This window comes from Pseudohalocynthiibacter aestuariivivens (assembly GCF_018457175.1).
In the GTDB taxonomy this organism is placed as follows: Bacteria; Pseudomonadota; Alphaproteobacteria; order Rhodobacterales; family Rhodobacteraceae; genus Pseudohalocynthiibacter; species Pseudohalocynthiibacter aestuariivivens.
This window is the reverse complement of the sequence record NZ_JAGFNU010000005.1, coordinates 213,242-235,158: the sequence shown is the minus strand read 5'-3', so window position 1 is coordinate 235,158 and position 21,917 is coordinate 213,242. Positions and strand designations below refer to the sequence as shown.

21 protein-coding genes and 2 pseudogenes are annotated in these 21,917 nt (G+C 52.9%); 16 read left to right on the top strand and 7 right to left on the bottom strand.

All coding sequences use genetic code 11. The features are described from left to right. Window positions 1-239 precede the first annotated feature (239 nt). From J4E70_RS09990 to J4E70_RS09975, 4 genes are all read left to right on the top strand, one after another. Window positions 240-1,061: a helix-turn-helix domain-containing protein gene (locus J4E70_RS09990; RefSeq protein ID WP_213888997.1), complete on the top strand. Its 822-nt coding sequence runs from the start codon at window positions 240-242 to the stop codon at window positions 1,059-1,061. Window positions 1,062-1,158: 97 nt separating this feature from the next. Then, entirely contained in the window at window positions 1,159-1,740 is a 582-nt protein-coding gene (locus J4E70_RS09985) for a methylenetetrahydrofolate reductase C-terminal domain-containing protein (RefSeq protein WP_213888995.1), read from the top strand. Continuing rightward, entirely contained in the window at window positions 1,737-2,726 is a 990-nt protein-coding gene (locus tag J4E70_RS09980; RefSeq protein ID WP_213888993.1) for a methylenetetrahydrofolate reductase, read from the top strand. Before J4E70_RS09985 ends, J4E70_RS09980 begins: the two co-directional genes overlap by 4 nt. A gap of 655 nt (window positions 2,727-3,381) precedes the next feature. Next, the gene (locus J4E70_RS09975) at window positions 3,382-4,014 is read left to right on the top strand and encodes a tyrosine-type recombinase/integrase (protein ID WP_213888991.1); all 633 of its coding nucleotides are present in this window, start codon (window positions 3,382-3,384) and stop codon (window positions 4,012-4,014) included. A gap of 460 nt (window positions 4,015-4,474) precedes the next feature. Here the strand turns inward: J4E70_RS09975 and J4E70_RS09970 are convergent, their stop codons facing one another. Next, complete coding sequence (locus tag J4E70_RS09970; protein ID WP_213888990.1) at window positions 4,475-6,106, bottom strand: arylsulfatase; 1,632 nt, start codon at window positions 6,104-6,106, stop codon at window positions 4,475-4,477. A gap of 24 nt (window positions 6,107-6,130) precedes the next feature. Next, window positions 6,131-6,952: a TauD/TfdA dioxygenase family protein gene (locus J4E70_RS09965; protein ID WP_213888988.1), complete on the bottom strand. Its 822-nt coding sequence runs from the start codon at window positions 6,950-6,952 to the stop codon at window positions 6,131-6,133. 90 nt (window positions 6,953-7,042) lie between these two features. On the opposite strand from J4E70_RS09965, the gene J4E70_RS09960 reads away from it, so the two are divergent. Next, the gene (locus tag J4E70_RS09960; RefSeq protein ID WP_213888984.1) at window positions 7,043-7,981 is read left to right on the top strand and encodes a LysR family transcriptional regulator; all 939 of its coding nucleotides are present in this window, start codon (window positions 7,043-7,045) and stop codon (window positions 7,979-7,981) included. Between the two features lie 147 nt (window positions 7,982-8,128). Here J4E70_RS09960 and J4E70_RS09955 read toward each other — a convergent pair whose 3' ends face one another. The 3 genes and pseudogenes from J4E70_RS09955 to J4E70_RS09945 all read right to left on the bottom strand — a co-directional run bounded on the left by J4E70_RS09955 (window position 8,129) and on the right by J4E70_RS09945 (window position 10,490). Continuing rightward, window positions 8,129-8,674: a histidine phosphatase family protein gene (locus J4E70_RS09955; protein ID WP_213888983.1), complete on the bottom strand. Its 546-nt coding sequence runs from the start codon at window positions 8,672-8,674 to the stop codon at window positions 8,129-8,131. Between the two features lie 345 nt (window positions 8,675-9,019). Further along, window positions 9,020-9,589: pseudogene (locus J4E70_RS09950) on the bottom strand (IS6 family transposase); the annotation flags it as partial. Between the two features lie 10 nt (window positions 9,590-9,599). Beyond that, complete coding sequence (locus tag J4E70_RS09945) at window positions 9,600-10,490, bottom strand: LysR substrate-binding domain-containing protein (protein WP_213888980.1); 891 nt, start codon at window positions 10,488-10,490, stop codon at window positions 9,600-9,602. 152 nt (window positions 10,491-10,642) lie between these two features. Between J4E70_RS09945 and J4E70_RS09940 the strand changes: the two genes are divergently transcribed. The 11 genes and pseudogenes from J4E70_RS09940 (at window position 10,643) to J4E70_RS09895 (ending at window position 19,476) form a co-directional block, all read left to right on the top strand. Beyond that, window positions 10,643-11,161, top strand: coding sequence for a hypothetical protein (locus J4E70_RS09940; protein ID WP_213888979.1), 519 nt, complete (start codon window positions 10,643-10,645; stop codon window positions 11,159-11,161). Window positions 11,162-11,167: 6 nt separating this feature from the next. Continuing rightward, window positions 11,168-12,928, top strand: coding sequence for an FAD-dependent oxidoreductase (locus J4E70_RS09935; RefSeq protein WP_213888978.1), 1,761 nt, complete (start codon window positions 11,168-11,170; stop codon window positions 12,926-12,928). Beyond that, window positions 12,925-13,542, top strand: coding sequence for an NIPSNAP family protein (locus tag J4E70_RS09930; protein ID WP_213888976.1), 618 nt, complete (start codon window positions 12,925-12,927; stop codon window positions 13,540-13,542). Before J4E70_RS09935 ends, J4E70_RS09930 begins: the two co-directional genes overlap by 4 nt. 38 nt (window positions 13,543-13,580) lie before the next feature. Beyond that, the gene (locus J4E70_RS09925) at window positions 13,581-13,967 is read left to right on the top strand and encodes a RidA family protein (protein ID WP_213888974.1); all 387 of its coding nucleotides are present in this window, start codon (window positions 13,581-13,583) and stop codon (window positions 13,965-13,967) included. A gap of 5 nt (window positions 13,968-13,972) precedes the next feature. Beyond that, window positions 13,973-14,932, top strand: a complete 960-nt coding sequence (locus tag J4E70_RS09920; RefSeq protein ID WP_246531700.1) for a PhzF family phenazine biosynthesis protein — start codon at window positions 13,973-13,975, stop codon at window positions 14,930-14,932. Between the two features lie 221 nt (window positions 14,933-15,153). After that, a pseudogene (locus J4E70_RS19710) lies at window positions 15,154-15,300 on the top strand (recombinase family protein); the annotation flags it as partial. A 198-nt stretch (window positions 15,301-15,498) separates the two neighbouring features. Next, the gene (locus J4E70_RS19320) at window positions 15,499-16,122 is read left to right on the top strand and encodes a hypothetical protein (RefSeq protein ID WP_246531687.1); all 624 of its coding nucleotides are present in this window, start codon (window positions 15,499-15,501) and stop codon (window positions 16,120-16,122) included. 894 nt (window positions 16,123-17,016) lie between these two features. Further along, on the top strand, window positions 17,017-17,427 hold the full coding sequence (locus J4E70_RS09910; protein ID WP_213888970.1) for a GFA family protein: 411 nt from the start codon (window positions 17,017-17,019) through the stop codon (window positions 17,425-17,427). Between the two features lie 35 nt (window positions 17,428-17,462). Further along, window positions 17,463-17,657, top strand: coding sequence for a DUF1059 domain-containing protein (locus tag J4E70_RS09905; protein WP_213888969.1), 195 nt, complete (start codon window positions 17,463-17,465; stop codon window positions 17,655-17,657). Between the two features lie 340 nt (window positions 17,658-17,997). After that, window positions 17,998-18,636: a DUF1326 domain-containing protein gene (locus J4E70_RS09900; protein WP_213888968.1), complete on the top strand. Its 639-nt coding sequence runs from the start codon at window positions 17,998-18,000 to the stop codon at window positions 18,634-18,636. Window positions 18,637-18,645: 9 nt separating this feature from the next. After that, on the top strand, window positions 18,646-19,476 hold the full coding sequence (locus J4E70_RS09895) for a DUF2182 domain-containing protein (protein WP_213888966.1): 831 nt from the start codon (window positions 18,646-18,648) through the stop codon (window positions 19,474-19,476). Between the two features lie 265 nt (window positions 19,477-19,741). Here J4E70_RS09895 and J4E70_RS09890 read toward each other — a convergent pair whose 3' ends face one another. Continuing rightward, window positions 19,742-20,797, bottom strand: coding sequence for a zinc-binding dehydrogenase (locus J4E70_RS09890; RefSeq protein ID WP_213888964.1), 1,056 nt, complete (start codon window positions 20,795-20,797; stop codon window positions 19,742-19,744). A gap of 314 nt (window positions 20,798-21,111) precedes the next feature. Then, window positions 21,112-21,900: a DUF2182 domain-containing protein gene (locus tag J4E70_RS09885; protein ID WP_213888962.1), complete on the bottom strand. Its 789-nt coding sequence runs from the start codon at window positions 21,898-21,900 to the stop codon at window positions 21,112-21,114. Between the last annotated feature and the right edge of the window lie 17 nt (window positions 21,901-21,917).

Below are 21,917 nucleotides of genomic sequence, written 5' to 3'. Positions count from 1 at the left end.
TCGCTTAAATCAAGCTGCTCCCGCACACAAAAACTCTGACGACGGAGGCTTTTCCCATGTTTCATTCAATCGATCCAAATGGTTATGTAGCCGTCGTCGTTCTGGACGGGTTCTCAACTTTGAGTCTGGGGTCGATCATTGAGTCGTTTTCTCATCTGGCAAAATCGTTTCCAGCGATTGCACCAAGGATGATCCTTTCTGGGCTGGACGGAAGATCTGTGCGGTCAAAAAGCTGAGTGATGATCGAATGTGATGAGGACGCAGAGGCCCTGATTGTGCGCCTTGGCCGTGGGCGCACACCTGCGTCGATCATCATTTGCAGCGATACCGAGGCTCGTATCGTTGAGAAGACCCGCCTTCTGTCGCTCTTGCGTCTAGCAAACCGAAATGGCGTGCCAATCTACGGCGTAGGCGGTGCAGCCTGGCTGATAGCTGAAACCGGAATCCTCAAAGATGGCAAGGGCACGGTTCACTGGAAATCGCTCGCGGCTTTCGCGGAGCAATACAGTGACGTCTGTACTGAAGATGCGCTTTTGTCTCAAATGGCACGGTGTCGAGTTGCGCCGGAGAACTGGCCACTCTCGACATGGTGCTGGATATTATTGGCTCTATTTCGCCTCAGGCGGCGGAGGCCACGGCAAATCAATTGCTGGTTTCAATACCGCGGCGCGGGAATACCAGCTAACCCGGATCGCAGGCGCATCGGCTGCGGGATGTGCCCCATGATCCTCTCGGATGCGGTGCGGGTGGTGGCGTACAACATCGAGTATCCGTTGCAAGCAACGCAGGTCGCTGAGAAATGCGGTGTGTCTGTTCACCAGCTTGAGCGGTCGTTTCAAAACCACCTGAGCACATCGCCAATGCAGTATTATACGCAGCTGAGGCTGGAGCATGCACATAATCTGACGACGCAGACAAACATGACCGTTCTCGAGGTGGCTGTGGCCTCGGGGTTTGGCTCTACCGGGGCACTGACCAAGAATTTCGCACGCAGGTATGGCGAGACGCCGAAGCAACGCAGACAGAACGCACGACGCCTAAGTGTTGCTGAGGCACTTTGAGAGCCTTTCTTTATCGTCATCCACAAGCTCTGCCGATGCGGGTGGACGGCGCCAATATCTATAGTAACCTGTGCCTGCCGCAGGAAAGGGAACAAAAATGTATCGCATCCGGTTATTCGCTGTTCGCCACGCCCGCAGTTTTGAATGGATCTACAAATGCGTTGAACGGTTGATGGTTGCCCTTGATCCGCTGTTTTCCCGGATCGGGTACAACAGGGTCGAACGCCCCGTTGCTCTGATCGAAAAGGGCGTAAAAACCTTGCTATTCGATTGCAAAATGTGTGGGCAATGCGTTTTGTCGTCTACCGGTATGTCCTGCCCAATGAATTGTCCAAAGCAATTGCGCAACGGCCCTTGCGGCGGGGTGCGCGACGGCGGGTATTGCGAGGTCAAACCCGATATGAAATGCGTCTGGGCGTTGGCATGGAACGGGGCCAGCCGCATGAAAGAGGGTAGGGATAAAATACGCGAGGTTCTGCCTCCGGTAGAGCACACGCTTAAGGGGTCGTCCTCGTGGCTGAGAGTGAGCCGTGAGAAGGCCGTGCAGGTTCGTGAGAGCCGTGATGCGGCGCGTGCTACGCTGGCCAGGGCTTTCCCCGAAGCGCGATTGCAAGAGCCGGCGGCAGCCCCCCTGAGTGTTGAGCCGCCCAAGGCCACACTGGCGGAGGCCGAGCAATGATTGATTCTGGCGGAAACGGGGCCGATCTCCTTGCCTATTCCAGGCCACCGGAGGGCCATGTCTCACACAGCAGACTGGAGCGGGTGTTGCGCTCGGGCCGCTTTGCCGTCACGGCTGAGCTCAATCCACCTGACAGTGCAGATGCTGCGGATGTATATGAGGCCGCGCAGCCCTTGGGCGAGGTTGCGGATGCGATTAATGCGACCGATGCCTCTGGCGCAAACTGCCACATGTCGTCGATCGGGATATGCGCCCTGCTAACGCGCGCAGGCTATTCGCCCGTCTACCAGATTTCTTGCCGTGACCGGAACAGGATCGCCATTCAGGGCGATGTATTGGGGGCGGCGGCGTTGGGTGTGTCCACCGTGTTGTGCCTTACGGGGGATGGTGTGGGCGCAGGGGATCAGCCTGGTGCAAAACCGGTGTTCGATTTCGACTCGCTCACGTTGTTGCGCACGATCCGCACCATGCGTGACAAGGGTGTATTCCTGTCCGGACGCAAGATCACCCGCCCACCGCAGTTGTTTCTGGGGGCGGCCGAGAACCCGTGTATCCAACCCTATGAGTGGCGGCCAGACCGGTTGATCAAAAAGATCGATGCCGGGGCCGAGTTCATTCAGACCAACTACATCTTTGACATTCCGCTGTTCGAAAAGTTCATGGCACGGGTGCGAGACGAGGGCGCAGAGAAGCGCGTATTCATCATCGCCGGTGTCGGCCCGCTGGCCTCGGCCAAGGCGGCGCGATGGATGCGCAGCAATGTTCCGGGCATTCACGTTCCCGACCAGATCATCGCGCGCATGGAAGGAGCCGAAAATCCGTCGGACGAAGGCAAGAAAATTTGCATAGAGCTTATGCAACAATTGCGTGGAATTGAGGGCGTGGCAGGCGTGCACATCATGGCGTATCGGCGCGAGCATCTGGTCTCCAGCATCATCCTGGAATCCGGCGTTCTGTCGGGACGACGCCCTGCAAAACGACGATGAAGCTTGCTTTGGTGACGGCCTCGCGGTCGTCAGAAGTTCTGAGATCTGAGACTAGACTGAGTCGGTCATAGCCGGGTTATGAAGTTTCGTGGTCGTTTGGATGTGCGATCTATGTCTCGCGTAACCTCACCATCGCCCGTACCACTTGCCGCGATTTCGAAAACCTACTGCACTTTGCAAACTTCGACGAATAGCCAATAATTTTCATCGGTGTTCATATTATCAAAGAAACCTGCCTTATCTGCGTAAAACCGGCGTAAGTTTTTAGTGCAGCATACCGTACTTCGGGCTCTTTTCCCTTTTTCGCCGTGCCAGAGAAAAACGGCTGTTATCCCATCCAACGCTTAGAGTGTAATTTCGCCCATCTTGCAAACGACCTCATCTAGGTTTGTTTTCGACACGTCGTTCAGATCCCCCAGATACCTGCCGCGCAGTCGAGGTTATGAAACCCGTGCCGATCATTCAGTTTTCACTACAAGACTGCAGCCAATGATATGTGCAACAATTGGTAGAACGGGCTCGAAACGGCCTAATGTGAGCGCAGCGCTATCTGCTCTGAAGTCAACTGCGAAACCGATACTACGATAGCCGGTAGAATTCTAACGTCAACGCTGTGCTGATGTTTGGGTTTGGAGGGACGGGTGAAGGGCAAATTATGCCAAGAGTCCTATTTCCTGCCGTCACCACGAAACGCAAAGCCTGGAATAAAGGCCTTCTCATCGGACAAAAACGCCCGCTAATGCCAAAACAGGTTTGGGCGATCCGTACGCGGCTCGAACTCGCTGGGAATCTGCGCGATGTCGCACTTTTCAACGTCGCAATCGATAGCAAGCTGCGTGGCTGTGACTTGGTCAAACTCAGGGTGACTGATCTTGTTAAAGCCGAGCGCGTTCGCGAACGGGTGTCGGTGATCCAAAGTAAGACAAAGCGGCCTGTGCAGTTTGAGCTTACTGAAAACACCCGCGGTTCCGTGACCAAGTGGGTAGTGTCGCCGGAAATGATCGGCTGCCGCTTCATGTTCCCCAGCCGGTTTCATGACCGCCCACACATCTCCACCCGTCAGTATGGCCGGTTGGTTAACGATTGGGTAATGTCGATTGGTTTGGAGCCGAGCGGATACGGAACGCATTCACTTCGCCGGACCAAGGCGGCCGAGATATATCGGAAAACAGGAAACCTGCGTGCGGTTCAGCTCCTGCTTGGTCACACGAAGGTGGATAGCACCGTACGTTATCTGGGCGTCGAACTTGAAGACGCGCTGAGCATTGCCGAGAAATTCGACATATGAAAGTTGGGCGGACGACGCTTGCCGTTCGCCCTCCAACACCGGTAATATGTGGGCTACAAAGGCGTTATCTAACCCTCAGGGGAAACCGGTCAAACCCATACGTTTGTGTCACCAGCAAAAACGACCCTTTTGGTAAGACAGTTTCAAAGCAGTCATGGGTGTGCTGGCAACGAACGGCAGTTCCGTCCCGCTCCTCGATTGCAGGGCCAGACCTCGACGAAGAGTTGGTTTGTAAATAGCTTGGTTCGGCGTGATTGAACGACCGGTCTAGGGAACCCCGCTGCATTGCCGAAAATTCATCGCTGCGCTTGCGAAGTCTTTCTGCGTAAGCACTAGCGGCTTTCGCACAGGTCCGGTTTGTCCGTTTAGCTGACATTGGCACATAGAACGACCAATGACTGCTCGGCGGGACAGAGCGGCCTTTAGCACGATTGTCATGAACAGCGGCTAGAACCTCAGGTTATCCGTCAGGTGTTTGCATCTTCCACGCCTGAAGTAGTTTGGGGAGGGCTTCGTTCCAGTTCATGACGCCCACGCGTTTGCCCCATGTTTGGTACTGTCGTATCAGATCCCTTTCAAGCGTCAGGTTGCACCCCGCGAGATCGTACAGCTCAGTGCGATCTGCCTCAATGTCATAAAGCTCCCATGGCTGGTCGTGTAGGCGTACAAGCTTGAATTGCCCCAACCGGATGGCGGCATTGCCTTCATGCTCCCAAAAGATTGGTTGTTCGCGCTGCCAGTCCTCGCCCTGAAACAGCTTAAGCAGAGATTCACCCTGCAGGGGTTGGATTTCATGCCCCCCCACTTCGGTCTGGTAGGGGGCACCGGTGACCTCAAGAATGGTCGGCAGAACATCCACAACATGGCAGGGGGCATGGGCGGTGGTGCGCGCCTCAAACCCATCAGGCCAATGCACGACAAGCGGGGTCGAGATGCCGCCCTCATGTACGTAATGCTTATAGAGCCGGAAGGGAGCGTTCGAAACATTGGCCCAAGGCTTGTCATAGCTCTGGAAGGACCGGGCACCACCGGGCCGCAGGCCTGTGACATTGCCCATGGTGATCTGTTTCCCGTCATGTGTTTGGTCGGGATAGAATTTCGCCCAGCCATCCTCGGCCATAAATTCGGCGCAGCCACCGTTGTCGGACAGGAACATGATCATCGTGTTTTCGAACTGTCCCAGACGTTTCAACGCGGCAATGAGCGTTCCGATTGATTGGTCCATGCAGTCGACCATCGCCGCATAGGTGGCCATTTTGCTGGCCTCCCAGTCCTTGTTCCCCTCCTGCGCCCAACCATGCACAGAGCTGTCACGCGGCGAGATATCCCAGTTGCGCTGAAACACACCATTGCCATTCATCGTTTCGTGGCGGGCGGTGCGGGTGTGGTCCCAGCCCTTGGAATAAACCCCATCATACCTCGCGATGTCTTCGGGATGGGCGTGGAGTGGCCAGTGCGGTGCGGTGTGGGCAAGGTACAAAAAGAACGGCTTTTCATCGGCAACCGCGCCTTCGATCATACCGATGGCCTTATCGGTGATCGCATCGGTGAAGTAGAAATCATCGGGGACGGTTTCGACCCGACTGTCATCTTCCAACATGTAATGCGGTGAAAAGAAATGCGTCGCGCCGTCCATTATCCCGTAGAAGCGGTCAAAACCGCGCTGGCGCGGGGTGGGATGTTCGACGTCGCCAACCCGCCAACTGTCCACGTTGCGGGCTTCGAAATCACCTGCCACATGCCATTTCCCGGACATTAGCGTCGCATAGCCGCTGGCCCTGAGGTGTTCCGCAATCGTTGCGCTGTCATTGCGCAGAAAACCCTGATAGGCAGGTGCGCCCAAATTCGCGCCCATATGCCCAACGCCAGCATTATGCGGGTAAAGTCCAGTCAGAAGCGAGGCGCGCGTCGGACAGCAGCGGGCGCAGTTATACATCGCCGAGAGCATTACCCCGCCCTGTGCTAGAGCATCGATATTCGGAGTGCGAATTTCTGATCCAGTACAGCCCAGATCTGCAAAGCCCATATCATCAGCCAGAATGAGGATGACATTGGGCCGTGACGTCTTGGCGATAGTGGTGGTATCAGACATGGCAGAGCTTTCGAGACAAAGTGGCTATGAGAGCGGAACACCTTCGACGGTGACGCGGTGCATCAGGCGGCGGAACCCGTGATAGTCATTGATCGCCTTGTGCCAGGTTGCGCGGTTGTCCCACATGGTAATGTCTCCGGCCTGCCATCGCACGCGACACTGAAACTCAGGCTGCTGGCAATGGGTGTAAAGCATCTCCAACACTGCGTCGGATTCGGTATCGCTCAGCCCTTCGATATGGGTGGTGAACACAGGGTTCACGAACAGCCCACGCCGCCCGCTTAATGGGTGAGTTATGACAACGGGGTGACGCACGTCCTGCGTCGCAGCGTCAGCGTTTCCCAGCCGTCCGCTTTTGACCGCCTCGCTGTCCATCGCAGCTGCGCCGAATACATGGCGCGACGAATGCACTGCCGTCAGCCCGTCCAGAAACTGGCGCATGGGCGCAGACAGAGTCTCATAGGCGGCTCCCATCGACACAAACAGCGTATCGCCACCAAAAGGCGGCACTTCGATGGCATGAAGAATAGATCCCAATGCCGGTTCTTGATCATAGGAATGATCTGTATGCCAGCCCTCACCCACGGCGTCTGTCTGATCTTTTTCTTTCAAGACCGTGGCGATTTCGGGATGCCCTTCCACCGGTTTGAAGAACCTGTTGACATTAACTGCGCCAAAGCGCCGCGCTAATGCGAGGTGGTCCTTTGGCCCTGCATCTTGCCCTCTCAGAACAATCACCGAGTATTTTGCGAATGCGTCTTGGATCGCTTCGAAATCCGCGCTGCGGCAAATGTCCGCGCCCAATATCTCCGCTCCTAACCCACCGGTCAGTGGTAAAATGTCCATATCACCCTCCGCTATGTTCTGGCGCCATCATATACCTTGTCTAAAACGTAGAATAACTGTTTTAATTTTCTTCAAAGAAAGATTTATTTGATGGTTCGATTTACCCTTCGCCAGCTGACCTATCTGACAGAAACTGCGCAGCGCGGCGGAATAGCCCAAGCCGCCCGACACCTGAATGTCTCGGCGGCGGCCATTGCTGCAGCGATCGACAAGCTTGAAGCCGCAACCGGGCTGACCCTGTTTGACCGGTTTCCAGCGCAGGGCATGCGCCTCACCCGCGCAGGAAAAGAATTCGCGGCACAAGCATCCGCTCTTATGTCCCAGGCCGGAGCACTTGACCGGCATGCGGAGGACCTGACGGCAGGGCGAACGGGCGCGATCCACATCGGAACCCATCACGCACTAGCGCAAAAGATCGTCCTGCCTGCGGTCCTTGCCTTCCGCGAAAGCCATCCCGGTGTTCGGATTGAAGTGATGGAAGCCGATTATCCAAAGCTGATCGAAGCGCTGGACGCCGGGGAGATAGATGCGCTGGTCGTTTTCGACCAAGGTTTCGATTCTTCACGCCACGAAATCGAAGTGCTCACGAAGCTGCCACCCATGGTCCTGTTATCGGCGGCGCACGAGTTGGCGGTGAAAATTCGGATAAGGCTGGCCGATCTGGCTGGCTTACCCTACATCGCGGTTTCTCCCGCAGGTCCCGGCCCGAGTTATCTACAATTGTTGCAAGCCGCAGGCGTGCATCCAGAAGTGCCGTTTCAATCTCAGTCGCGAGAGTTGGTTCAGGCCTACGTCGGGAAGGGTCTTGGGTTTACTCTCGTAGGCTTCCCGCCAAAACAAAACCATACAATCGAAGGTGATCCAGTTGTCGCGCGACCGATCAGGGAGGACATCGGTCACTACAAGGTCGTGATCGCCTGTAGTCGCAAAGCTATTCGCTCAGAGTTGATAAACAAGTTTCTTGCTGTATGCGAGTCGTCGATATCAAGCTCCAGCTTTAAAGGTAACCAAGGATCAGAAGATCCGTGAAGCAGTCGTTCGTCGACACTGCAGCATTTGTTCTAATGGGCTCCAAGAAGTCATTCGCCGCGATCTAGCTAAAGGTCATCTGAGCGGGACAAACTTGCCAATGCCCTAAGCCGCCATTCCGCACCAATGATATGAATGCCCCTGGCCCTAGCGAGGGTCGAATTCTATCACTTCACAGTTTTTGGGTTGGATTCCGGTCAACGCGTGAATGAAGTTACCATGAGAGACGATTGCTGTGGAGTGGATACGTTTGCGCTTGAGAAACTCGGCAAACCCGTTCGCTCTTTCCTGCAAGGTCTCATGGGGTTCGACTGAGATTCCTCTGTGGTCTTTTTCTCCGTCATGCCACCAGCAATCATCTAGATGATCAAAATCAAGATGAGGGTAATCTTTAGCAAGTTCGTGTGGCGGACTTCCAACATCGCAGCTGTTGCAGAGTTGCTCCCGGACCGTGGCATTGATCTGAAACGGTAGCTTGCTTCCAAAAATCAAATGGGCCGTTTGCAGTGTTCTGGTGAACGGCGAAACAATGACGTTTACAAGATCAAGTTGATTGATTTCGGTCCGAGCCTGCTGAGCCTGAGATTCTCCGAGCGTTGTGATCGGTGCATCGAATATCATGGGATCCGGCTTGTTTGGATCGTAAACCGCATTGAAGGCCGATTGAGCGTGTCGAATAAGGTAAATTGTCACTTTGAATATTTCCGAATACTGGAGGTAGTTGAGTTGCCGTTCAATTATTTAGCCAATCTATGCCATTCGCAGTCCCGACTCCATAGAGAGTCGTGGTGAGTGCCTTAACCCTGCATTTGTAGCTAGGTTGATCTGCAAGCCATTTGAAGAAAGCTTTCACCTCGCGCAAGGTTCCATTGATTGCGCTTTGCGAGAGTTTGGCCCCGGTGCGTTGATTTTTCTTGGAAGACAAGCAGCGCTTGAAACTGCGCGCTTGTTCCGAATGAAACGTTCGAAAGTCTTTGCCTGCGAGAAACGCTTGATAGGAAGAAACTGCGGCGGCTGCCTTGTCAATCGAAGCCTCGGAAAACGCTGCCTTGATCCGGGTGATTTGAACCGCCCCGTTTGAGGTTCTCGTCTGCGCGTCGGCTGATGTGAGACCTCGGCTCGATTATTTAACCTGCCACCCGCGACGTGGATGTGGGACAACCCCAAGTCACGCGGGGCAGCCGAACATGAGCCTAGTTTTTCGGTGACGATTTGACCCGGAATGTATTCCTGCTTTTTCATTAGTTTCCGCATAAGTTTAATGGCCGCGCGTTTGTTTCGGCGAGATTGAGCGAGGACTTCAAGAACTTCACCTTCATCGTCAACGGCTCGCCAGAGATATGTCCGCTTGCCAGCAATGCGAACGAACACTTCATCAAGATGCCAGGTTCCCGAAGGCCGAGCCCTGCGGCATCTGATGTTGGCAGCAATCGCCGGGCCGAATTTCAAAACCCATCGGCGGATCGTTTCATAACTGACATCAATCCCGCGTTCGGCCAACATTTCCTCAATGTCTCGAAAGCTCAGCGAAAATCGAAAATACAGCCAGACTGCCCGTTGGATTATTGTCGGCGGAAAGCGGTGGCGTGCGTAGGATCTCTTGCTCATTCAACCGTAACTATTCGTCGCAAGCCGGTTTGTTCTGACAGAGCCCTATCAACCAATCCCGAAATGTAATAAGCGGGCGTTTGGCAATTTTCTGTGGGGTGGAAAGGAAGTGCCAGCTGTAACTGGACTGCATCGTGACATCGAATGGGCGTACTAAACGACCGCGCCGAATATAATCGGCAACCAAAACACTGCGCCCAAGGGCCACGCCAACACCACGACACGCAGCTTCGTACATGATGTTGCTATCAGAGAACCCATGCCCCCGCCCCGGTATAAGCTGAGGCATCCCGACTTCGGAAAACCAACTTGACCAGTTGCAGGCAGCTACCCCCGTCTCCCCCAGAATGTCGTGTAGCAAGGTGTGATGTTTGAGATCATCCAGCGTCCCGAGCCCTTCTGCCGCCAGCTCAGGCGAGCAGACCGGAAAAATATCTTCGGTCATCAAGACATTTCCGACATGGTTGTCAGGGACAGTAGCGCAATATCGCAGTGCACAATCAAAATCCGTTTCATTCAGATCAACGGTCTCTCTGCGGCAATGCAGTTCAATATCGATATCACTGTGTTGTTCAGTAAACTTGTCCAGACGCGGGGCTAGCCAGATCGAGGCCAGTGATGGGCATACAATAACTTTCACACGCCCTATGGGCGGGTCTATCAACCGATCAGCCGCAATGCGTAACTGCTCGAATGCAGGGCGGACCAGATCAAAGAACTGACGGCCTGCCTCATTAAGAACCAGATCACGTCCCTGCCGGTCAAACAACGGCTGGTCAAACCAGGTCTCAAGAGATTTTACCTGATGGCTGACGGCTGACGGCGAAACACCCAGTTCTTCTGAGGCACGCGCCATGTTGCCGCTGCGAACGACAGCTTCGAATGCTTTTACAGCATTCATGGGGGGGACGTTTTTCATCATCTCTATTAGTGAGATATTTTCACGTATTTCGTGAAAATTACTCGCTTTTTTCCATATTATCAACCGTGATAGTGAATTTTATAGAATGCAAGCACCTTAATCAATACACAACGCAACTTGGAGTTTTTACGATGGCCACCTCAGATCTGGAACAATGGCCGACCGGTATCCACCGATCAGACTTTCCAACCTACAAACCCAGGGCTATGGCCTCGCTTGACCTCTGGGTAGATCAGGAGTGGGCAATCAAAGCCTATGGTATCCAGCAGAAACAAACCGCACCAGACGATCCAATAATCGCGCCTGAATTAGTTCAGGCGGCAAAGACCCATGTGCTTGGCCTGTTGCACTTAACGCGCGAGGAAGGGTCATTTTATAAGACCGGTTTCGCTGTTTTGCATCAGGGAGCGCTTGCAAATTGGTTATTGTTTCAGTGGTGGACGCATGAAGACGTCTGGTGTCAGTTTCTGTCTTATTCAGACACCAGCGAACCACTGGTTTTCAATTTCTCCACACGACCAGTCCGTGCCTGCGTCTATGAAACAGCGATCATCTGGCATGAACAGAAATCATGGATTGAACATGTTCTGAATGGCAATGCAGATCGACGTGCATATCTCACTGATTTTATGTCGTCTCAGACTTGTTAAGCAGCCATGGCGACCATACCTGAAAGCCATCCCACACTTTGTGATGTTCTGGTTATTGGCAGTGGCGCGGCAGGCCTGACCGCTGCAATCACGGCAGCAACAGCAGGCTTGCGTGTTATTGTGGCCGAGAAGGCAAGCCTGGTTGGCGGTGCAACTGCATGGTCTGGCGGTTGGGTATGGCTGCCCGGTACATCGGAGGCGGATCGCATCAACGGGTCTGGTGATGGTAATCGGGCCAAAACCTATCTGAAACAGTCAATTGGTTCCGGGTTCGACAACAAAAGAATTGACGCATTTGTTGAGAATTCCCGGCAGTTGGATGCGTTTCTAAAAAAACATACTTCGGTTCGTTTTTTACCAGACACTTCGTTACCGGACTATCAGTCAGACCTTGCCGGGGCCGCAACAGGTGGGCGTTCCCGTGTTATCGCCCCTTACGACGGGCGCAAGCTTGGTAGCGACATACACCGTCTTCGCGCGCCGCTACCTGTTCTTACATTGGCCGGATTGATGCCAGCCGCCGGGCTGGAAATGCGCCATTTCTTTAACGCAACACGATCGCTTGCATCACTTATGTATGTCGGAAAGCGGTTGTTGCAGCACGTAGTAGAATTTTGGAAGGTTGGCCGCAATCTAACCCTTACGAATGGAAATGCCCTTGCAGGCGGGTTATTCGAAGCGGCACTCAATCACGACGTACAGGTGTTAACCAACACGGCAGCGCAATCGCTGACTTTTGAAGATGGCAAAGTCACCGGCGCTACGCTCACCACAGATTCTGGCGTGTTTCCGGTTCGTGCGACCCATGCTGTTATCCTGGCCTGCGGTGGATTTGCATCGCATGAACCCATGCGGAGACAGTATTATCGGCATACATCTAACGGGCGGGGTCATTGGACACTTGCGCCTTCAGAAACCACAGGTGACGGGGTGCAACTGGCCTTGGCGGTTGGTGCTCAGATCACCTCTTATGGAGACGGCAATGGAGCTTGGGTTCCGGTGTCTCTGGTGCCCGGGACAGACGGAACAGAACGGCCCTTCCCGCATTTCGCAGACAGGGCCAAGCCCGGTTTGTTCGCTGTCTTCGAAAACGGCAAACGTTTCACGAACGAAGCCGCGCCATATTTTGATTTCATGCAGGGTCTGTTCAAAGCGACCCCATCACTTGGCGAAGCAACCGCCTGGCTGATCTGCGATCATCGCTTTCAACGAAAATACGGTCTGGGGTTTTCCAAACCATCCCCCTTCCCATTAGGCCGGTATCTTCGCACCGGTTACCTGAAGCAGGCACCTACACTTGGCGCGCTTGCTGCCGCCTGCGGCATAGATCGCACGGCATTCTGTCAAACAGTAGCTGCCTATCACGAAAACGCTGCCAATGGCAAAGATCCTGTATTCGGTCGTGGACAGGCAGCTATCAATCGCGCACAGGGTGATCCAACCGTCACTCCCAACCCCTGTGTCGCGCCAGTCACAAAACCACCCTTTTACGCAGTCAAAATCCACCCCGGTTGTCTTGGTACGTTTGCCGGGTTGAAAACAGATGAGCAGGCCCGCGTTCTAGGCGATAACGAGACACCTATCTCTGGCCTGTTCGCCTGTGGCTCGGATATGTCCAGTATCATGGCCGGACGCTATCCGGCGGGTGGTATATCCCTCGGCCCGGCACTTGTGTTTGGGAACATTGCCGGCCGGATTGCGGCCAAAAATCCAGCCAAACATTCCCAAGACCAAGAGCACCCGGAACAGCGATGGAGCCTGCAATGAGCATATATGAATTTGCTACTTTACAAACCAAGACAAGTGCCGCGCCCATGGCTGCTGAAGTGTTGGAAAAATACCTGCATTCGCCTCATAACCTTGGCCAATTGCTTGGTTGCTGGATTTCTGAAATTGGCGCACTCAACAGAGTTGCCTTATTGCGCCGATATCAGGATAAATTAACCCACGACACGGAACGGCAGATCCTTCTAACAAGCAATGACCCATTTGGTTGCGGCTCGCTATTGATCGGCATGACGCTCGACCGATGCGCACCATTTCCCAATGTGCCAGAAATTGACGCAGGCCATTTCGGCCCATTTTACGAAATCCGGACCTATGAAATGGAAACCGGAGGGCTGGCACCAACCCTTGAAACATGGGCCAAAGCCATACCGATCCGGGCTGAACGGTCTAAACTGGTAACCGTCCTGCATACTGTCGAAGGCGCACCAAAGATGGTTAGCGTCTGGCCCTATCCCAGCATTGAGGACAGGCAAGTAACGCGAAAGCAGGCGATCAACGATGGAATCTGGCCACCAATCGACAGTTTTAAACATCTAAAAACAGAGATGCTCTCAACGCTTTACCTGCCTACAAGCTTCTCTCCGCTTCAATAATGCACAAACCCCAAATTACATATTCGAAAGGAATAGACATGGCTAGGGAATTGATTTCATCAGGCGGAAAATGGGAAGAAATCCTCGGATACTCCCGTGCCGTCGTCGATGGCGACTGGGTTTTTCTTGCTGGCACAGGTGGATTTGAGCCAGGAACCGGCGCCGTTGCCGATAGCGTTCTGGACCAGACTGAACAATGCCTCATAAATGCAGCCACTGCACTGGAGCAGGCGGGTTCATCTCTTGAGGATACCGTGCGCATCATTGTCTACCTTGTGGACATGGATGATTTTGAACGCGTCGCGCCCATTTTTGGCAGAACATTCAAGAATACCAAGCCTGCCAACACAACGGTTGCTTCTCCAGCCCTAATCGATCCGCGGTTAAAGGTAGAGATCGAGATCACCGCTAAGAAACGTTCGTGATCCCGATGCCAAACATATTGGATTTTGTTTTTGTAGATGTCTTTAGTGACCGCCTGTTTGGGGGAAACCAGCTTGCTGTTTTTCCCTTCGCGGGCGGTTTGCCAGATCAAGTGATGGCGGCAATAGCTTGCGAGCTGAAGGTCAACGAAACCGTCTTTATAACAGGTAAAACACGCAATGGTTTTACTGCGCGTATATTTTCGCCCCATGGTGAATTACCCTTTGCAGGCCACCCTGTCGTTGGCGCCGCATTCGTATTGGCGGAGCAATGCCTAAGCAATAGCGGGCGCGGAGCATTTGAACTGGACGTGCCTGCGGGCTCTGTCGCAATTGAAATGACAAACCGAAATCGGGCACTGCATATCATGCTTCAAAGCCCGATTTTGCCAGTAAAAGTTGATTTGGATCTGGAATTGGCTCAGTTGGGAGTTATGTTGGGGCTGGTAAGAGATGATCTGGTGAACAACGGATGGCTGGCCGAGGCTTACTCTGCAGGTGTGCCCTTTCTGTGTATTCCGCTGGCAAGCCGCGCCGCAGTTACTAAAGTTCGGTTGAAAAAGGACAAGTGGTCAAAACTACTCGCTGATAGCGCTGCGCCGCACATCTATATTTTTGCCATTGAAGAGGATGGATCTGTTTTTGCTCGTATGTTTGCCCCAGGCGTCGGCATTGACGAAGATCCGGCTACAGGAGCGGCAGCGGTTGCTTTGGGCGGCTATCTTGCGTCACACGACATGACACAGACCGAGCAATGCAACTATACAATCCACCAGGGTGCAGAAATGGGACGGCCAAGCGTCATTGCCCTTGAAGTTTGTGTTGCCAATAGCGTGCTCAGCTCCGTGAGGATTGGCGGGCATTGTACCTATTTGGGGCGTGGAACGCTTTCGCCGAACATTGTCTCCACGTCTGCAGCCGAACCCAGTCGTAGGGGTCTCTCTCCGGCGGATGCGACGGAATCATGAAAAAACCGAGGTCCATCGTGCGCTCCTGTTTCGAGAAATCATGTTACCAATTGCATCTAACGGTACGTGTTTACGGAGAGTATGCGAAACTGCCTCAACTGAGTGTTGATAAAGATCAATCCGGCTCATTCCAGCCGTTCGTTCCCAATAAACCCGCGACCTTGGATTGGTATAGCTGGCCTGATGGCAATGACCTGTTGCTCTAACTCATTTTATTAAAATTGGCCCGACGCCTTCCTGTCGAACGTCATGTTCATTCAATCCTGACCAACCCGATCTATGCAGGGCGGATCCGGCACAAAGAGACAATCCACGATGGCCGGCATCAAGCCATCATCGCGCCTGATGAGTGGGATGAAATACAGGAGCTGTTGAAGGCGAGAGCGGCTCGCAAGCGTGGGACATCAGGATGCGGGGTATCCTCACCTCTTGCTGGTAAGCTCTTTGACGAAACGCGCGATCGGCTTACCCCCAGCCACAGCAACAAGAAGGGACGGCGACACCGCTACAATGTGTCAAGACGACTTATCCTCAATCCAAAGGCAAACAAAGCAGGAGCCTGGAGATTGCCGGCATCAGAACTGGAGACCGTAATCTCAACTCTGGTAGCTGACAGGCTTAATGATGAGACATTTGTCCTGCGCCTCATACCCGAAATTGAGTCTGCCGATCTCCAAATCGCCCAGGCCACGCTCAAGGATATTTCAAAAAGCTGCCTCGACAATCTCGTTACATTCCTCGGAAACATAAAAATCTCACCCGGAATGTTGACAATCGAGCTGAACCCGACAGCGCTGGCGAGCATGTTGAAGGTGAGCCCGTCAAAGATTGAGACCGACGCGCTCACTCTCGTCTCAACATTCCAACGAAAGCGGCGCGGTGTTGAAACCAGATTGGTTCTCGGCGCCGGAGACATTCGCCATGATCCGACGCTCATTCGTAATATTCTCAAGGCGCGAGACTGGTATGACAAAATTAAGAAGGGTGCGCGCTTCGCTGACATCGCCAAACAGGAAAAAACATCAACCAGGCGGGTCCAGCAGATGATCGGACTGGCATTTCTCAACCCGGACACTCTTAAGCCCATCGCTGATGGAACCCAGCCCGTTGCTCTCACGTCCGAGTGGTTCAAACGCAACGCGTTACCTGACAACTGGGACGCGCAGCGCCAGGCCTTCGCTGAGCTCTGAAACCAGCACTTTCCAGCAAAACCGCTACCGCACGAATCCGCTAGCAGAGATTTGTTAGATATCAATGCCTTAGACGGGCTGAATGTTCAGTCTCACTTGAAACCCACCTTGCGTAAGCGACGGAAATCTAAACAGCAATCAAGGCGACAAAAAATGTTTAATAACAATGCCTTGTAGGTGGCGGAGGAGGTGTCCTTATAAGTAATTATTTAAAATAAAGATTTAAAACAATAAAAAATAGGCGTTCTACAAAGTTACCACATTTATTACCACGCAATGAGTAAAATTCTGGCAAATTGAACTAAATTGCATGTGGCGGATTTCAACCCACACGATACTTGAAGGACAGCCTTCTAGAAATTGCTCTGGCTCGTATCGACGTTCAAAACCGATAGGAGTTCCGGAGCAAAAAATCGAGCATTTGTTACAAATATGCATTTTCCCTCTTAGGCTTTCCCCGAAGAATTGCACTTAATCTGGCGCAGTTCAAAAGCTTAACGGCAATAATCAGGAAGCGCGTAGCTTCTACTAAGTAGTGAACTTCCCGAAGCTGCTTTCCTCTCCGCACCCTCATACCGTCCGCCAGAATACCTCGGACAATCCAAAGCAAAGCCCATAGCAACCTGCTGCTGCCCCAAATCCATTCCGTCGACATAGCAAATCCCTATCCACCGTATTCAGCAACCGCTGCAAACGCTCGAAGGCTGTTCAACGGGGGTAAGTTCATCCAGTCCATATGTTAGCTTTTCTAATGAGTTCTCATGATAATTGAGTCGCATGACAAGATCGTTAAGGCAATAATGATCGTAGGATTCGTCCAATTAGTAGCTAAAATCTTGCTTCCGGAGCAACGAGTTTGGTTGGTTATGAATGAATTTGGGGATGTGTGAAACGATGGAAAAACTTAACGGTGGGTGCTATTGCGGCGCCGTCCGCTATCAGATCGCCAGCAGGCCTGCATGGTCCGGTCATTGCCACTGCCGCTCATGTCAAATGGCCCTGGGAGGCGCCTTTGTCACGTGGGCCAAGGTTGCGGCAAAAGATTTCGCGGTGACCAAAGGCGAGATCAAGACGTTCCAAAAAACGCTGGGAATCACGCGGGGATTTTGCGGGGATTGCGGTACAACACTGACTTATACCGCCGAGACCGAAGTCGAAGGTCAGGACTGGAGCGCGGACGCTTGGTTCACCGCATCTACGCTCGATGATCCATCGATTGCGGAGCCCAAGACCCATGTCTTTGTTTCCCATCAGCAACCTTGGATCAAACTCGCCGATGACCTTCCAACATTTCCCGAATTTTAAAACGTGACCAATTCAAAGCCAAAAAGGAGATCTAGATGAGTACTGCATATTCATACGCCTGCAGGGATTGTGAGGGCATGGAAGACTGCCCGGGCAAGGTTGTTGCCGCGACAGAGGATGAAGTTTGGAAACTGATGGAGCTCCATGCCGTTGTTGCTCATGGCGAAGATCCCAGCTCTTGGGATGGCGGAACACGGGAATACCTAAAAACTTTGATCACACGCGAATAACGACCGAATCGTAGGCACGATCACTAGAAATTGCGTACAAATGTTTGAATTCTCGCCGTTTTTATAGCTTCGGGCCAGTTGGCCTACTACACAGTCCATCTTACGCAAAGAAACCAGCCAGCTCTCAAGGGGACTACCGACGGGTGGGTCAAAACTAGACTGAATGATGTCTAATTGCTATTATAGTAGCTTGATTCTCAGCATTGTTCCGTACAAGTAAACGCTTCTTGACTGGTCAGTAAGAAATCCAGCATGCATTTGTGGCAGACTTCGTTCAGCCCGAACCTTTCGATGACGGACCTTGTGTCCGTCCTTCAAAAAGCGAACAGGGGGTACTGTTATGAAAGACTGGAGCATCCAAGGCGAAGAGTTAGCGAATTGCAATTGCAACTACGGTTGTCCATGCCAATTCAGCGTTCTTCCCACCGATGGAACCTGCGAAGCTGCTGTTGTCTATGATATTAAGAAAGGGCACTACGGTGACGTCAAACTAGACGGCTTGCGGGCTGGCGGTGTCTACAAATGGCCCGGGGCCATTCACGAAGGCGAAGGGCATATGCAGCTTATCATTGATGAGCGTGCGAACGCTGCTCAACGCGCCGCCATCGAAACCATCATGACTGGGGGCGATACTAACGAGATGGCAACAATGTGGTTTGTTTTCAGCGCCATGTGCCCCAACAAGCATGAAACACTATATGCGCCAATCTCAGCAGAGCTAAATATTGCTGAACGTACAGGTAGTGCGAAGGTAGGGGGTATATTTGAAATTACTGCAAAACCTATTGCACATGTTGTAACTGGCGAACCGCATCGGATCAGCATCACGCTTCCAAACGGGTTTGAGTTCGAGAATGCCGAAATGGCGAGCGGTCAGACAAAAACAACTGGCGGCGACATTGAGCTGCTTAAGAACAATGCGACACATGCACATCTTGCCAGTCTACACCTGACAGGTAGTGGGGTTGTACGCACCTAGCTAATGCTCATGCGAACCAATCAAGAAAAAACGACCGGACCAGTCGAAAGGTTGGTCCGAAGCGACCAAAGGATCGTCCTAGGTTCGGTCGCTTTGCTTGTTGTAATCGCGGCTGTCTACACAGTTGCGGGCGTTGGCATGAACATGTCCGCTATCGAGATGACACAGATGGCACGGACAATTGGCGACCCAATGCCTATGGCTACTACGACTCCATGGACGCTGACATATGCTTCGCTCATTGTATTGATGTGGTGGGTCATGATGATTGCGATGATGACACCAAGTGCAGCACCAATGGTTCTTTTGTTCACCGCGTTAAAACGCATGGGACCGGAAAACGATAAAGCGACGATTTTTAGTAGTGTGTTCCTGTGCGGATATTTAATTATCTGGGCGTTTTTCTCCGCTGCTGCTGCAGCTTTGCAATGGGGTCTTGAAGCTCTCTCTTTATCGGAAGGGGCTATGATGACAATCAATTCCCGTGGTTTTGCAGGCACCATTCTCGTCGTTGCTGGTGCCTATCAGTTCACTGGGCTAAAACATGCGTGCCTAACACATTGCCGGTCACCGGCACATTTTCTGTCCAAACACATCAGACCCGGTGCCACCGGCGCGTTTAGAACGGGCGCTCATCACGGAACCTATTGCCTCGGCTGTTGCTGGGCTTTGATGGCGCTACTGTTTGTAGGTGGCATCATGAACCTCTACTGGATCGTCGGGCTTACCATTTATGTTCTGATTGAAAAGCTCGTTCCGAACGGACTGTTAGTTTCTCGGCTTACCGGTGCCGTGTTGGTCGGGGTTGGGAGTTTCTATCTTTTCACTGAACTGCTTTGAACTTCGCAACGAAAAGCCGTCATAGGACCATCGCCCTTGCAACGAATTTACACTTTCCGCTCGAGCAGTTTTTGACTGCAAACGCAAACTTTTGATAGCTGCGATTGAGGCAGCCGCAGCAAAAGTTCACTTTGTCCCGCTCAACGGACATCGGGCTGACGATTTTGCTTCGAAACCTGATTGAAAGCGTCTGATGACCGCTTCGAGCCCAATGCGGACACCCCTGATTTAACAATTCAACGTCTAATCTGGCGCCAATGCGATCCTATGGTATCAATATCAGCTTCCCGACATGTTCCTTGGACTGAAAGTCCGACTGGGCTTTCGCAATTTCTCGCAGCGGATAGGTCTTTGCTATTATTGGGCGGATGGCTCCTGAATTCACCAATTCAATCAACGCTGAGAACGTTTGCTGAGACATAAACGAGCAACCGTGAATAGTGATGTCCCTCAAATATATGTCGCGCAAATCGGCTTCCACAATCGGCCCAGCGATGGCACCGGAAACAGCGTAGTGCCCACCTGGCTTCGTCGCCCGGATCAGGTTGGGCCAAATTGCACCACCGACGACGTCAACGACGGCGTCAAATTCATCAAGGGGAAGTCCTGCAGTCCTTGGCAGGACCCTTTCAGCGCCTGCCCCTTTGACGGCAGGCACCTTTTCCTCAGCCGCAATGCCACTAACGGATGCCCCTAACGACGAGGCAAGCTGGACTGCCGCCAATCCAACCACACCGGAAGCTCCAGTCACCAAGACCTTTTGGCCTTCCCCAACACCGGAACGAGACAACAAATTGAACGCCGTTCCAAATCCACATGGAATTGCTGCAATTTCCTCATCGGTTAAAGGAGATGAACTGACGTCGAAAATGTCCGCCTGTTCAAGAACGCAATACTGCGCAAATGCTCCGTCAACTTCGGAGCCGAGCGCAATGTAGGCGAATTGGTTTTCGGCGGTGGGCCGCGGAATGTTGATTTGACATGTGACCCGGGCGCCCAGCTCGAACTCTGATGCACCCTTTCCCCATGAGACAACCTTGCCACAAATATCGCCGCCCTGAATACGTGGAAAGTCAACAGCGCCGCCCCAACCGCCTTCCTCAACATCGGTGCCGTCGTCGACATCTTCGGTGGCTCCAACCACATCGGATGAATACCAACCAATTCGTGTGTTTATGTCGGTATTGTTAACTCCCGCAGCCAAAACTTTGACCAGTACCTGACCTTCGGCTGGAGCAGGGACGGGGATGTCCTCGCGCCATTCCAGAGCGTCAGGTCCGCCATGCCGTGTTAGGTAAACACCTTGCATTTTCTCTGGCATCAAATCCGATCCCCCGACTTTGCGTTCGTCGCTGACCAATGAACATTAAGTATGATTAGCACTTGGAGGTATTCCCAGCAAATGTAGTTTGTGCGCGGGACCGTATCAAAGAAAAGCAGTTGGCGTCCGCTTCGTCCCGCTCAACGGACATCGGGCTGCCGATTTTGCTTCGAAACCTGATTGAAAGCGCCTGGTGACCGCTTCGAGCCCATATTGACCTCGTTCTGTACAGAAAAGTTTTGCACATGCGGGAGAATCCCATGCTATGGCAGCGCGCTCATTTGCTGCGATCTGGGCGCGCTATCATTGCTTTTTTATGTCCCAACTAGTTCCCAACCAGCGATCAGGGCTATCCCCCACACAACAAGAATTACACCCAAGATACGGCTGATTTGTCGACCGTATGGCAGGGTTTTTTCCGCAAGAACGACAACGGTCAACATGGCTACCCAAGGTAGGTTCATGACACCAAGTACGAACAGCAAAACCATGAGCATCCAGCAGCAGCCCAGGCAATATGCTCCGTGGTGCAGGCCCATCCGAATAGCTCCTGAGAAACCATCGCGCCAGTTCTGTATCAGAAACCCCATGGGTGATCGGCAATGGTTCAGACAGGCATTCTTGGCGGGCGTCCATTGGAACAACCCGGCGATGATCAGCAGAACGCCAGCAATCACCGGAATAACCCTGCCCATCATTTCCGTCATCGCGCCGCCAGCATGCAGGCCCCAATTGACCATTGTAGCAATCAGTGAAAACCCGGCCCAAGCGATTAGATAGCCGGAGACAAAAGCCATTGTGGGCGCAAACGGGCGGCCGGAAGCTTCGCGTTTCTGCCTGACGCGGCCATAGATCATTACCGTTGGTGTGACCGAAGGCAGCATCATGGCAAACATCATGGTGGCCCACATAACGAACATGAATACTAGGTCATCAAGCGACCAGGCCACAGTCATTGGCATGACCATCTTGCTGGCCATAGATGCATTCTGAACGCCCAGATAGACGGTGTACGCCCAAGAAACGGCGGCCAGTGTCGCCAAGGCAGCCAGCACCAAAAGGCGGTCGCGTTTTAGTATAGCCGGGTTGATCATGCTCGACATTCGATTGGGCACGCTGA

Bases quoted from the DNA above. Each gene is read 5' to 3' on its own strand.
- J4E70_RS09990 (WP_213888997.1), top strand. From the start codon at position 240: ATGATCGAATGTGATGAGGACGCAGAGGCCCTGATTGTGCGCCTTGGC.
- J4E70_RS09985 (WP_213888995.1), top strand. From the start codon at position 1,159: ATGTATCGCATCCGGTTATTCGCTGTTCGCCACGCCCGCAGTTTTGAA.
- J4E70_RS09980 (WP_213888993.1), top strand. From the start codon at position 1,737: ATGATTGATTCTGGCGGAAACGGGGCCGATCTCCTTGCCTATTCCAGG.
- J4E70_RS09975 (WP_213888991.1), top strand. From the start codon at position 3,382: ATGCCAAGAGTCCTATTTCCTGCCGTCACCACGAAACGCAAAGCCTGG.
- J4E70_RS09970 (WP_213888990.1), bottom strand. From the start codon at position 6,106: ATGTCTGATACCACCACTATCGCCAAGACGTCACGGCCCAATGTCATC.
- J4E70_RS09965 (WP_213888988.1), bottom strand. From the start codon at position 6,952: ATGGACATTTTACCACTGACCGGTGGGTTAGGAGCGGAGATATTGGGC.
- J4E70_RS09960 (WP_213888984.1), top strand. From the start codon at position 7,043: ATGGTTCGATTTACCCTTCGCCAGCTGACCTATCTGACAGAAACTGCG.
- J4E70_RS09945 (WP_213888980.1), bottom strand. From the start codon at position 10,490: ATGAATGCTGTAAAAGCATTCGAAGCTGTCGTTCGCAGCGGCAACATG.
- J4E70_RS09940 (WP_213888979.1), top strand. From the start codon at position 10,643: ATGGCCACCTCAGATCTGGAACAATGGCCGACCGGTATCCACCGATCA.
- J4E70_RS09935 (WP_213888978.1), top strand. From the start codon at position 11,168: ATGGCGACCATACCTGAAAGCCATCCCACACTTTGTGATGTTCTGGTT.
- J4E70_RS09930 (WP_213888976.1), top strand. From the start codon at position 12,925: ATGAGCATATATGAATTTGCTACTTTACAAACCAAGACAAGTGCCGCG.
- J4E70_RS09925 (WP_213888974.1), top strand. From the start codon at position 13,581: ATGGCTAGGGAATTGATTTCATCAGGCGGAAAATGGGAAGAAATCCTC.
- J4E70_RS09920 (WP_246531700.1), top strand. From the start codon at position 13,973: ATGCCAAACATATTGGATTTTGTTTTTGTAGATGTCTTTAGTGACCGC.
- J4E70_RS09910 (WP_213888970.1), top strand. From the start codon at position 17,017: ATGGAAAAACTTAACGGTGGGTGCTATTGCGGCGCCGTCCGCTATCAG.
- J4E70_RS09905 (WP_213888969.1), top strand. From the start codon at position 17,463: ATGAGTACTGCATATTCATACGCCTGCAGGGATTGTGAGGGCATGGAA.
- J4E70_RS09900 (WP_213888968.1), top strand. From the start codon at position 17,998: ATGAAAGACTGGAGCATCCAAGGCGAAGAGTTAGCGAATTGCAATTGC.
- J4E70_RS09895 (WP_213888966.1), top strand. From the start codon at position 18,646: ATGCGAACCAATCAAGAAAAAACGACCGGACCAGTCGAAAGGTTGGTC.
- J4E70_RS09890 (WP_213888964.1), bottom strand. From the start codon at position 20,797: ATGCCAGAGAAAATGCAAGGTGTTTACCTAACACGGCATGGCGGACCT.
- J4E70_RS09885 (WP_213888962.1), bottom strand. From the start codon at position 21,900: ATGTCGAGCATGATCAACCCGGCTATACTAAAACGCGACCGCCTTTTG.